We start from the raw sequence: 11,470 nt of genomic DNA, 5'->3' as shown, positions 1-11,470 counted from the left end.
CTCAACTCAACCCATCTCGACAGCCAGCGGCCGAACATGAATCACGCGGGGGCATCTCGCGCTCGCCGTGCAATGCGAAAGAAATAGAAAGCCACATGGCTTCGCAGCCGTCAGCCAGAAGCCATGTGGCGAGTCTCTTACGGACCGCTACGGGAATTCCCTAGTCCTTCGCGGTCCATCGGCTCCCTACCAGTTGGAAGCGAGCAGGAGATCTCCGTATTCGTGCTCCCTGGAAACCTGGCTCAGGTCGGAATCGACCATCATGGCCATCAGTTCGGGGAAGTCGACGGTGGGCTTCCAGCCGAGCGCGGCCTGGGCGTGCGCGCTGTCGGCGCAGAGGACCTCCACCTCGGCGGGGCGGACCAGCGCGGGGTCGATGACGACGTGGTCCTGCCAGTCCAGGCCCGCGTGCTCGAACGCGATGCGCACGGCGTCGCGTACGGAGTGCATGGTGCCGCTGCCGATCACGTAGTCGTCCGGCTCGTCGGGCTGGAGCATGAGGTGCATGGCGCGGACGTAGTCGCCGGCGAAGCCCCAGTCGCGTACCGCGTCGAGATTGCCGAGGTGCAGCTTCTCCTGGAGGCCCAGCTTGATCCGGGCGACGGCCAGCGAGATCTTCCGGGTCACGAACTCGGCGCCGCGGCGCGGGGACTCGTGGTTGAAGAGCATGCCGGAGACCGCGTACATCCCGAACGACTCGCGGTAGTTACGGGTGATGAAGTGCCCGTACGCCTTGGCCGCGCCGTACGGACTGCGCGGGTGGAACAGCGTCGTCTCACGTTGCGGGGTCTCGGCGGCCTTGCCGAACATCTCCGACGACGACGCCTGGTAGAAGCGGATCTGGCCGTGCTCCCCGGGGCTGCGCGAGCCGTTGAGGCCGCTCACCATCCGGATCGCCTCCAGGACGCGGAGCACGCCCAGGCCGTTGACCTCGGTGACGAGTTCGGCCTGCTGCCAGGACATCGGCACGAACGAGATCGCGCCCAGGTTGTACACCTCGTCGGGCTGCACGGTGTCGACGGCGGAGACCAGGCTGCCCTGGTCCATGAGATCGCCGTCCACGAACGACAGCTCCGACACAAGCCGGCTCACCCGGGACTTGCGCGGGTTCGCCTGCCCCCGGTTCAGCCCCCAGACCTCGTACCCCTCGGACAGGAGATGCTCGGCCAGATAAGAACCGTCCTGCCCGGTAATACCGGTGATCAGCGCACGCTTGGTCATGCGAACCCCTTCTGGACCATGGAGAGACCGCCCAAACGCACAGCTCGGTCGACGACCTGGCATCGAATACGCTTCTGTCCGGACGATAGACATCGGCACGCTCGCAAGCCGCCGACCGCAGTGTCAAGAAATCCCGGCCTTACTAGGGAATTCACGAGTCGCAGCTCCGCGGCAGCGCCGGAAGTGGCCGAACACTAGTGATTTTCGGGACGGCGATGCGGTGCACTGTGTGCGTCGGCGCCCGAGCCGGCTCCGTCGACCGGAGTGTCGTTCCGTGCTGCTCAGACTTCTGCGTACCCGCGTACGCCCCTACCGGCGTCTCACCGCCCTGCTGGTCGTCCTCCAGCTGGTGCAGATCCTCGGCACCCTGCTGCTGCCGACGCTGGGCGCCGCCGTCATCGACAACGGTGTGCTGACCGGGGACCGCGACTACGTCACACGGCTCGGTTCCGTCATGGTCGCGGTGGCCCTCGTCCAGGTCGTCGCGGCGCTCGGCGCGGTGTCCCTGGCCTCCCGGACCGCGATGGCGATGGGGCGCGACATCCGCTCCGCCGTCTTCCGCCGGGTACTGGACTTCTCCGCCCGTGAGGTGGGCCGGTTCGGCACCCCGTCTCTGCTGACCCGGACGGTCAACGACGTCCACCAGGTCCAGACCCTGGCGCAGTCCGGCTTCGGCATCGTGGTGGCCGCACCGCTGATGTGCCTGGGCAGCGTGGCACTGGCACTCCAGCAGGACGTGCCGTTGGCCCTGATCCTGGTGGTGCTGGTCGTGGTCGTCGCCGTCGCCTTCGGCCTGTTGCTGGCCCGCATGGGCGCCCTGTACGGGCGGATGCAGACCTCGCTGGACCGGCTCGGCCGGCTGCTGCGCGAACAGATCAGCGGGGTGCGCGCGGTGCGCTCCTTCGTCCGGGACGGCTACGAGCGTGAGCGGTTCACCCGGACGAGCCGGGAGTTGTACGAGGTCTCGCAGCGGGTCGCTCGCCTCATCGCCTCGATGCTGCCCGTGGTCCTGCTGCTCATGAACGTGTTCATGGTCTCCCTCCTGTGGGTGGGCGCACACCGCATCGACAGCGGTGCGATGCGGATCGGCGCGCTCAGCGCGTTCCTGATGTACCTGTCGTTGATCCTGATGTCGGTGGTGATGGTCGCCTTCGTGTTCCTGTCGGTGCCCCGGGCCAGGGTGTCGGCCGCCCGGATCCAGGAAGTCCTGGACACGGAGACGAGCGTGTCCGCGCCGGCCCGGCCGAGGGCCGCTTCACCGGACGCCGTGGGGCGGGTCGAACTGCGCGGCGCGGAATTCCGCTACCCCGGCGCGGAGAAGCCGGTCCTCCAGGACATCGACCTCATGGTCGGCGTGGGGGAGAACCTGGCCGTGCTCGGCTCGACGGGCAGCGGCAAGTCGACACTGCTGAACCTCGTGCTGCGACAGTTCGACGCCACCGGGGGCTCGGTGCGGGTCAGCGGTGTCGACGTACGGCAGCTGGAGCCCGAAGCCCTGTGCGACACGGTGGGGTTCGTGCCGCAGAGGCCCTTCCTGTTCTCCGGGACGGTCGCGAGCAATCTCCGCTTCGGCGCTCCGGCGGCCTCGGACGAGGAGCTGTGGCACGCCCTTCGGGTCGCCCAGGCCGACACGTTCGTCGCGGCCATGCCCGGAGGGCTGGACGCCGAGATCTCCCAGGGCGGCACGAATGTATCGGGCGGCCAACGCCAGCGGCTGGCCATCGCGCGCGCCCTGGTGCGCCGGCCCGCCGTCTATCTCTTCGACGACTGCTTCTCCGCGCTCGACCACGCCACTGACGCGGCGCTGCGTACCGCGCTCGCGCCGGAGACCGCACGGTCGACGGTGATCACCGTCGCACAGCGGGTGGCTTCGGTCCGCGACGCGGACCGCATCGTGATCCTCGACGGCGGGCGGGTCGTCGGCACGGGGACGCACGAGGAGCTGCTGCGCGACAGCCCGACGTACCGCGAGATCGCCCTGTCCCAGCTCACCGAGGAGGAGACCGCTCATGGTCTCGTCGGCCGGCCCTGACCCCACGCGATCCGGTGGCACCGGCCGGCGGCTGGTCGGCCTGCTCCGGCCGCACCGCGTCCGTATCGTCGTGGCCCTCGTCGTCGGCGTCGTCGGGATCACGCTCAACGCGTTCGGTCCGCTGCTGCTCGGCCGGGCAACCGATCTGATCGTCGACGGCCTCGTGGGGGACACCGTCCCCGGCAGCGTGAGCGGCGAAGCCGGCTCCGGCTCCGCCTTCGACGAGATCCGCGAAGTCCTGCTCCTCCTGCTCGTGCTGTACGTCGCGGCCTCCCTCTTCATGCTGGTGCAGGGGCGGCTCGTCGCGGCCGTCGTGCAACGGGTGGTCTTCGACCTGCGCGAGCGGGCCGCCGACAAGCTCGGGCGGCTGCCGCTGCGCTATTTCGACCGGAATCCGGCGGGCGAGGTGCTCAGCCGCACGACCAACGACGTCGACAACCTGCAGCAGACGCTTCAGCAGACGCTCGCCGAGCTGATCACCTCCGTCATCTCCATCATCACCATGCTGGTCCTGATGCTGGTGATCTCGCCCTCGCTCGCCCTGATCATGCTGGTGAGCGTCCCGGCCTCCGGACTGCTGGCCGCTTGGATGAGCAGGCGCGCCCAGCCCCGCTTCACGGAGCAGTGGGCTGCCAGCGGTTCGATGAACGCCCAGGTCGAGGAGGTCTGCACCGGCCACTCGCTGGTCAAGGGCTTCGGCAGGCGCGAGGAGGCGGAGCGGCGGTTCGACGCCCACAACGACGCGCTGTTCCGGGCGGGGACGAAGGCCCAGTTCGCGTCGGGCGCCATCGAGCCGGCCATGATGTTCGTCGCCAACCTCGGCTACGTCGCCGTGGCGGTGGTGGGCGCCTGGAAGGTCGTGGGCGGCGAGCTCTCCCTGGGCGATGTGCAGGCGTTCATCCTGTACGCGCGGCAGTTCAGCCAGCCGATCGTCCAGGTCGCTTCTGTGGCGGGCCGTCTCCAGTCCGGAATCGCTTCTGCCGCACGGGTGTTCACCCTGCTCGACGCGGAGGAGCAGCGCCCCGACCCTGGGCACCCGGCACGGCCGGGGCCGTCCGGCGGTCGGGTGGAGTTCGACCGTGTCGGCTTCCGCTACTCCGACGAGACCCCGCTGATCGAGGACCTCTACCTGACCGTGGAGCCCGGCAGCACGGTGGCGATCGTGGGTCCCACCGGGGCGGGCAAGACGACGCTGGGCAACCTCCTCATGCGGTTTTACGAGGTGGATCGTGGCCGGATCCTGCTGGACGGTACGGACATCGCCACGATGACCCGCGACGATCTGCGCTCACGGTTCGGCCTGGTGCTCCAGGACACCTGGCTGTTCGGCGGCACGATCGCCGAGAACATCGCCTACGGGCGTGCCGGGGCCACCCGCGAGGAGATCGTCGCCGCGGCGGAGGCCACCTGCGCGGACCGCTTCATCCGGACGCTGCCGGACGGCTACGACACCGTCCTGGACGCCGAGTCCGGTGGGTTGAGCGCGGGCGAGGCCCAACTGATCACCGTGGCACGTGCGTTCCTCGCGGAGCCCGCCGTGCTGGTGCTCGACGAGGCGACGAGTTCCGTGGACACCCGGACGGAAGTGCTCATCCAGCGGGCGATGAAGACACTGCGCACGGGCAGGACCAGTTTCGTGATCGCGCACCGGCTGTCCACCATCCGTGACGCGGACGTCATCGTCGTCATGGAGTCGGGTCGGATCGTCGAGCGCGGCACCCACGAGGAACTGATCCGCCTCCGGGGTGCGTACGCGCGCCTCCACGACGCCCGCGCCGGCGCGCCGCCCGCACCTGTCGCGGCGACGGCCGACGACCGATGACGCGTACTCCCCCACGACCGACAAGGAACACAGCATGCCCGACGGACATCTCCTCGCCATCAGTGATCTTCATGTCGTGTACGACGAGAACCGCGCACTGGTCGAGAAACTGCGCCCGTCCTCCTCGGACGACTGGCTGATCGTCGCGGGCGACGTCGCGGAGAAGTTCGCGGACGTCGAGTGGGCGCTGCGGCTGCTCAGTGACCGCTTCTCCCGGGTGATCTGGGCCCCGGGCAATCACGAACTGTGGACCCATCCGCAGGACCCCTGCGACCTGCGGGGCGAGAAGCGCTACCTCCGGCTGGTCGACCTGTGCCGGGAGCTGGGCGTCGACACCCCGGAAGACCCCTATCCCGTCTGGCGGGGCACCGGCGGCCCGGTGACGGTCGCGCCCCTGTTCGTGCTCTACGACTACTCGTTCCGGGCGCCCGGCGCCACCACGACCGAGGCGTCGCTGCGTCTGGCCCACGAGGCGGGCGTGGTCTGTTCCGACGAGTACTTCCTGCATCCGGACCCCTTCCCGAGCAGGGCCGCCTGGTGCCGCTCACGGGCCGAGGAGACCGAGCGCCGGCTGGCGGCGGTCGATCCGTCCATGCCCACGGTCCTGGTCAACCACTATCCGCTGGTCCGTGACCCCACCCGGGTCCTTCGCTACCCGGAACTCGCCCAGTGGTGCGGCACGGACCTGACCGCCGACTGGCATGTGCGATTCCGTGCCGCCGCCGTGGTCTACGGACATCTGCACATCCCCCGGGTCACGCGGCACGACGGGGTGCCCTTCGAGGAGGTCTCGGTCGGCTACCCGCGCGAGTGGCGCGGACGCCCCCCGCGGGAGCCCCTGCGCCGGATCCTTCCCGCACGGACCGCAGGGGCCGTCCGGTGATCCGCGGCGCACTGCCCCCCGGAGTCGTGGCAGCGGTGTCCCACGACGACGGGCACGAGCCGGGCGAGGAACTGTTCCCGCAGGAGGAGGCGCTGATCCGGCGGGCCGTGCCCAAGCGGCAACGGGAGTTCACCACCGTACGGTTCTTGGCCAGGCGCGCGCTGCGCGAGCTGGGCCGACCGCCGGTGGCACTGCTGCCCGACCCCCGGGGGGCTCCCCGGTGGCCGGAGGGAATCGTCGGCAGCATGACGCACTGCGACGGCTACCGGGCCGCCGCGGTGGCACGGGCCGAGGACACGCTCGGACTGGGCATCGACGCGGAACCGAACGCGCCGCTGCCCGATGGCGTGCTGGAGGCGATCGCCCTGCCTCGCGAACACGAGAGCATCGCCTCACTGGCCGCTCTCCGGCCCGAGGTGAACTGGGACAGGCTTCTCTTCAGCGCGAAGGAGAGCGTTTTCAAGGTGTGGTACCCGCTCACAGGACGCGAACTCGACTTCGCGGAAGCGGAGATCGTCTTCGCTCCGGCCGGACGGACCTTCCGGGCGCGTCTGCTGGTTCCGGGCCCCGTGGTGCAGGGCCGGAGCCTCGGCGGGTTCGACGGATGCTGGACCAGGGAGCGCGGCCTGCTGGCGACCGCCATCCATCTGCCCCGGCTCCCCGCCCCCGACCTCCGAGGCGCCCAGCACCGACCGAAGCCCCCGCCGGCACCGTAGCGGGCGCGCCGAACCGTACAGGGCAGGGTTCGGTGAACAAGCCTGACTTCTGGCCCCGTTGCTCGGAGACTCACGTACGCGAGCGCAGATCGCAATGACATTCATTTTCATGTATCGTCTGCCTCGCTCACCGATCGCACCCGGAGGTCACCATGGCCGTACCCAAACGCAAGATGTCGCGCAGCAACACCAGGCACCGCCGCGCGCAGTGGAAGGCCACAACACCCCAGTTGGTGACGGTCACCGTGGACGGTGTTCCCCACCTCGTACCCCAGCGACTCGCCAAGGCGTACGAGCGCGGCCTGCTCCGCCCCGAAGGCTGACGCCACATGCCTGACGCACCCCCGCCGCGCCTCCCCGTCACCGTCCTGTCGGGGTTCCTCGGCGCCGGAAAGACCACCCTGCTCAACCACGTCCTCGGAAACCGCGAGGGCATGCGCGTCGCCGTCATCGTCAACGACATGAGCGAGGTGAACATCGACGCCGCCCTCGTACGCGGCGGAGAGTCCGCCCTGTCGCGCACCGAGGAACGCCTGGTCGAGATGACCAACGGCTGCATCTGCTGCACCCTGCGCGACGATCTGCTGGAGGAAGTCGACCGGCTGGCGCGCGAGGGGCGTTTCGACTACCTCCTCATCGAGTCCTCCGGCATCTCCGAGCCCATGCCGGTGGCGGCCACCTTCGCCTTCGCCCGCGACGACGGCGCAACCCTCGGCGACCTGGCCCGCCTGGACACCATGGTCACGGTCGTGGACGCCGCCAACTTCCTGCCCGAACTGGCCGCCGGTGACGAGCTGGCCGAACGGGGCCTGGACCAGTACGAGAACGACGAACGTACCGTCAGCGACCTGCTGATGGACCAGATCGAGTTCGCCGACGTCATCGTTCTCAACAAGCTCGACCTCGTCGACACCGCTTCCGCCGGCCTGCTCCGAGCCACCCTCTCGCGACTCAACCCGGCCGCCCATATCGTGTCCGCCGAGCGGGGCCGCGTACCGGTCGGAGAGATCCTGGGCACCGCGAGGTTCGATCTGGAGCGGGCGCAGCAGGCGCCGGGCTGGGTGAGGGAACTCAACGGTGACCACGTTCCCGAGACCGAGGAGTACGGCATCTCCTCGACCGTCTTCCGCTCCGCGACGCCCTTCCACCCCGGGCGGCTGTGGTCGTTCGTGACGGAGGCACTGGACAGCGGCGGCTACGGACAGATCCTCAGGTCCAAGGGCTTCTTCACCCTCGCCAATCGCTCCCACGTGACGGGGCTGTGGTCCCAGGCGGGTTCAGTGGTGCGCTTCGAGCCGTACTCCGCTCGCGACACAGACAGCCCCCACGTCCAGGAACTCGTCTTCATCGGAACCCAGCTCAAGGAGTCGCAGTTGCGGGCAGCGCTGACCGACTGCCTCATGCGGGAAGACGAAGCCGTGCCCGCGGCCGACCCCTTCCCGACCTGGGACACCTACGGCTTCGACGAGAGCTGCGCGCACGAGCACGACCCTCTCACCACCGTGACGGGGCACTGAAACTCCGGGCCGGGCGGTGGTCGCAGCCACGGCACCGCCCGGCCCGGTGCACACCTACGCCAGAACGGCCGCTCATGGAAGGCAGAAGGAAGCCGCACCTGGGCGCGGTACAGGAGCCCCTCCTCATCCCGCTGTACGCCCGCGCCGTGGAGAACCGCAAGGAACATGCGCTCCTGAGGGGCGGCGAGCCGAAGAGATCGTCGCTTCGGTCGACTACGACTTCGCACGCTGCGACGACCTTCCGAGCCCCACCGGCTCACTGTGGCGCACCCTCGGATTCGCGCTGAGCGCCAGCCCGAAGTACCGCCCCTCGCAGGGGAGCCAGTAACGCTTGCGCTGGGTGTCAGGGTCGCAGCGGCGCGAGATGCGCCGATCGGAGTTGGAGGCGGCGTCTCCCAAGCCCGGCCGGGGACAGATCGGTTGACGGTAGGCGATATTTGGGGGCCGGCAAGTGAAGTACGCACTCGTCGGCGCGGAGAGCGAGGACGCCGACGGTCCAAGACGTTCCGTGCCGCACCCAAAAAGGGGGCACGCAGTGGCACTCGTTCCGCACTCGATCAGGTGAGACGCGACCACTCACCCCCTGCGCAGAATTCCTCCGCGGGAATACGGAAGAACACAGAATGCACCCCGGAGAACAGGGGGTGCATTCTGTGTTCTCGGATGATGCGAGCGAAACAGTCAGTGGTCGTCCCAGTGGCCCTCGTGAGCCGCGTGCCGGTGGCCGTCGTGCACGTAGTCCATGTGGTCACCATGCGGAACCGCCACATGCCCGCAGCTCTCGCCGTGGGCGTGGGCGTGTTCAGTGTGCTCCCGGTGCTCGCCGGCCTCGCATTCGTCCACGTGGCCGTCGTGCTCGCGGTGCAGATGCCCGTCGTGCACGTAGTCGACATGATCGCCGTGGGGAACTGCTACGTGCCCGCAGCCCGCAGCGTGCGCATGGTCATGACCGGGGTGCGGGTGATGTTGCAGGGATGTCGCCACTTCACTCATCTCCATGAATTCAGTCCACCACCCTTTTCACGGCGGCAGCTTTCAGCGTCCTCCTGTTTTCTACCCTCGCGGCCGAGGCTGCCACAGAGAACACGCGTAGGCAAGCAGACTAATCACCCAGCGTACTATCGATAACGATTATCGGTGCTATATCCGAGAATGCATTTCACCGGCTTCGGCGTGCCACTGCCGACTCCGGGATCTCCTGAATGGCGAACCTCAAGCGCGGGGCGACACTGCGGAGTTTCTCGCAGGTTGGCGCAGGACGAGTGCCGCATCGAGGGCGCCACCGGTGCCCCCCCCCCCCCGGAGGACCGCGCCGCCGTACAGGCCGCGTGGACCCTCCTCATGGTGGGCCAGGGCCTGGAGGGCGGAGCGCCTGGAGACTCCGGTGGCGGTGATCGCCGGGAAGATCGAGGCGAAGGCGTCCCACGGTCCGGCATCGAGCCGCAGTCGGAGGCGAGACGTACGGATACGGCGTGCTCGTGAACCTCTTTGGGGTCGGTGAGCAGTTCCGCGCGTAGGCGCTCGCTCTCGATGGGCCCGTCCCACGTGCGCGGGTGCCTGCGAAGGGATGGGTACTGACCCGGCCGTCCTCGCCGACCCCCCGGACCCTCAGGCGCGGCCGTCGACGCCGACCCCGTGGAGCGCTGGGCGGACGACGTGGCCGAGACCATGGGATTCACCGAGGTGGAACACACCGTGGAACACTCCGACGTCTGCGACCGCTGCCGCTTCGACGCAACCGCACGCAATCCGGCACAACAGCACGCCTGAGCGGGGATTCACGCCCCGTCGGCAGCGCGCTCCCGTTCAGCAGCTCATAGCGGAGATCCGCAAGATGCTGGCAAGCTGACGGGTGTGACAGCGTCCGAGACGGTACCCAGCACCGTGATCGCACAACTCTGCCGGCCCCATGACGCCACCGAGACCGTCCGGCGGAGCCTGATCGCATGCTGGACGGCGGTCGTCAACGCAGGAGGGGCCGTCGTCCCGATGGGCTGCCCGCTCCCGCCGGTGACCCAGGCCTCGCTCCGCCCGGCGGTCGGGAGGATCGCTCGTGAACTGTCCCCTGACCACAGCAGACTCCTCGTGGCGAGAGTGGACGGCACACTCGCGGGCTGGCTGCTGTTGCGACGCGAGGCACATCCCCTCGCGGCGCACTGCGGCGTGTTGAACCACGTCCAGACACACGTGCACTTCCGTGGCAGGGGCATCGGCGCCGCGATGATGCGACACGCCCAGGGCGTCGCGCGCGACGAGATGGGGCTGGAGCGGTTACAGCTCGCCGTACGGTCCGGCCTGGGGCTGGAGGAGTTCTACCGTAAGGCGGGCTGGGCGGAGGTCGGCAGGTGGCCGGGAGCACTGCGCGTGGCCCACGGGGACGACCGCGACGAGATCCTGATGAGTCTGGCCCTGTGAGAGCCGCGGCAACTCCCCTCCCCCGCAACGGTCTCCAGCGATCCGCTCCCGCCACTGCCCTCAGGTTCCGGCGGGAGCGGGAAGCCCGCCCGTGTCCCCCATGACCGCCACCATCACGGTGCTGTCTCCGAACTGCCAGACCGGTGCGACGTGGGCGAAGCCGGCCCGACGAAGCAGTGCGGCGTGTCGGCTCACTGTGACCTGCTCGTCGCCGCCGCTGCCGGCATGGAGGGCATGGCGCCGCCGGCGTTCATCGAGCAGGTCGGTCAGTTCGGGGTCCCTGGCTGCCGCGTCCCACCAGGACTGCCAGTCCTCGCGCCCGCGGCCACCCGTGCGCTCGGACCTTCGACGGCCCACATGGGCGGTGAGCTCCGAACAGGCCACCGCGTCCGGCGGGAAGTGGTCCCCGTTGACCAGGACGCCGCCGGGGCGCAGCAGGGACGCGAGGGCACGGTAGGTGCGCAGCAGCACCGGCTCGGTCAGGTAGTGCAGCGCGGTCGTCGAGACGGCGGCGTCCAAGGGGCGGTCCAGCTGAAGGGCGTCGGTCCAGCCGTCCGCTCCGATGACGGTGTCGACGTAGCGGGCGGCGTCGGCATGGTGGGTACGTCCCAGTTCCAGCAGCACCGGGTCCATGTCGGCGGCCACGATCTCGGCGTTCGGGAAGCGGGCGTCGAGCCTGGCGGCCAGGGAGCCGGGGCCGCACCCGAGGTCCAGCAGGAGGGGGACGGCGCGGCCTACGATGGCGTGTTCGACGACATCGGCGATCACGGTGAACCGCTCCTCGCGGTCCACCGCGTACCGCTCCTGCTGGCGTTCCCAGCGCTCGACCCAGGTCCTGGCCGTCGCCATGCTCACACCCATAGC

11 protein-coding genes and 1 pseudogene are annotated in these 11,470 nt (G+C 69.3%); 8 read left to right on the top strand and 4 right to left on the bottom strand.

Features of this window, described 5'->3' with window-relative positions; genetic code table 11:
* Positions 1 to 186 precede the first annotated feature (186 nt).
* Positions 187 to 1,221, bottom strand: a complete 1,035-nt coding sequence (locus AMK21_RS09700) for a GDP-mannose 4,6-dehydratase (protein WP_073876237.1) — start codon at positions 1,219 to 1,221, stop codon at positions 187 to 189.
* A 274-nt stretch (positions 1,222 to 1,495) separates the two neighbouring features.
* On the opposite strand from AMK21_RS09700, the gene AMK21_RS09695 reads away from it, so the two are divergent.
* The 6 genes from AMK21_RS09695 (at position 1,496) to AMK21_RS09670 (ending at position 8,191) form a co-directional block, all read left to right on the top strand.
* Complete coding sequence (locus tag AMK21_RS09695) at positions 1,496 to 3,253, top strand: ABC transporter ATP-binding protein (protein WP_073876235.1); 1,758 nt, start codon at positions 1,496 to 1,498, stop codon at positions 3,251 to 3,253.
* Complete coding sequence (locus AMK21_RS09690; protein WP_073876233.1) at positions 3,231 to 5,075, top strand: ABC transporter ATP-binding protein; 1,845 nt, start codon at positions 3,231 to 3,233, stop codon at positions 5,073 to 5,075. The genes AMK21_RS09695 and AMK21_RS09690 overlap by 23 nt, the downstream gene beginning before the upstream one ends.
* A 34-nt stretch (positions 5,076 to 5,109) precedes the next feature.
* Entirely contained in the window at positions 5,110 to 5,958 is an 849-nt protein-coding gene (locus tag AMK21_RS09685; RefSeq protein ID WP_073876768.1) for a metallophosphoesterase family protein, read from the top strand.
* Positions 5,955 to 6,674, top strand: a complete 720-nt coding sequence (locus tag AMK21_RS09680; RefSeq protein ID WP_073876231.1) for a 4'-phosphopantetheinyl transferase family protein — start codon at positions 5,955 to 5,957, stop codon at positions 6,672 to 6,674. The genes AMK21_RS09685 and AMK21_RS09680 overlap by 4 nt, the downstream gene beginning before the upstream one ends.
* A 152-nt stretch (positions 6,675 to 6,826) precedes the next feature.
* Positions 6,827 to 6,997 (top strand): 50S ribosomal protein L32, encoded by a 171-nt coding sequence (gene rpmF / locus AMK21_RS09675; RefSeq protein WP_073876229.1) that lies wholly within the window; start codon positions 6,827 to 6,829, stop codon positions 6,995 to 6,997.
* A 6-nt stretch (positions 6,998 to 7,003) separates the two neighbouring features.
* Positions 7,004 to 8,191 (top strand): GTP-binding protein, encoded by a 1,188-nt coding sequence (locus AMK21_RS09670; protein WP_073876227.1) that lies wholly within the window; start codon positions 7,004 to 7,006, stop codon positions 8,189 to 8,191.
* 681 nt (positions 8,192 to 8,872) lie between these two features.
* Here the strand turns inward: AMK21_RS09670 and AMK21_RS09660 are convergent.
* Complete coding sequence (locus tag AMK21_RS09660) at positions 8,873 to 9,184, bottom strand: hypothetical protein (RefSeq protein ID WP_199863163.1); 312 nt, start codon at positions 9,182 to 9,184, stop codon at positions 8,873 to 8,875.
* A 166-nt stretch (positions 9,185 to 9,350) separates the two neighbouring features.
* A pseudogene (locus tag AMK21_RS09655) lies at positions 9,351 to 9,788 on the bottom strand (chorismate-binding protein); the annotation flags it as partial.
* 38 nt (positions 9,789 to 9,826) lie between these two features.
* On the opposite strand from AMK21_RS09655, the gene AMK21_RS36610 reads away from it, so the two are divergent.
* Both AMK21_RS36610 and AMK21_RS09650 read left to right on the top strand, forming a co-directional pair.
* A complete protein-coding gene (locus tag AMK21_RS36610) occupies positions 9,827 to 9,961 on the top strand; it encodes a hypothetical protein (protein ID WP_267893905.1) in 135 nt (44 codons plus the stop codon).
* Between the two features lie 114 nt (positions 9,962 to 10,075).
* The gene (locus tag AMK21_RS09650; RefSeq protein ID WP_234421880.1) at positions 10,076 to 10,606 is read left to right on the top strand and encodes a GNAT family N-acetyltransferase; all 531 of its coding nucleotides are present in this window, start codon (positions 10,076 to 10,078) and stop codon (positions 10,604 to 10,606) included.
* A 60-nt stretch (positions 10,607 to 10,666) separates the two neighbouring features.
* On the opposite strand, the gene AMK21_RS09645 is transcribed toward AMK21_RS09650, so the two are convergent.
* The gene (locus tag AMK21_RS09645; protein WP_073876221.1) at positions 10,667 to 11,467 is read right to left on the bottom strand and encodes a class I SAM-dependent methyltransferase; all 801 of its coding nucleotides are present in this window, start codon (positions 11,465 to 11,467) and stop codon (positions 10,667 to 10,669) included.
* Between the last annotated feature and the right edge of the window lie 3 nt (positions 11,468 to 11,470).

The organism is Streptomyces sp. CB00316 (genome assembly GCF_001905595.1).
Taxonomy (GTDB): Bacteria; Actinomycetota; Actinomycetes; order Streptomycetales; family Streptomycetaceae; genus Streptomyces.
Note: the sequence above shows the minus strand (reverse complement) of the source record. Positions and strands in the feature narration are given on the sequence as shown.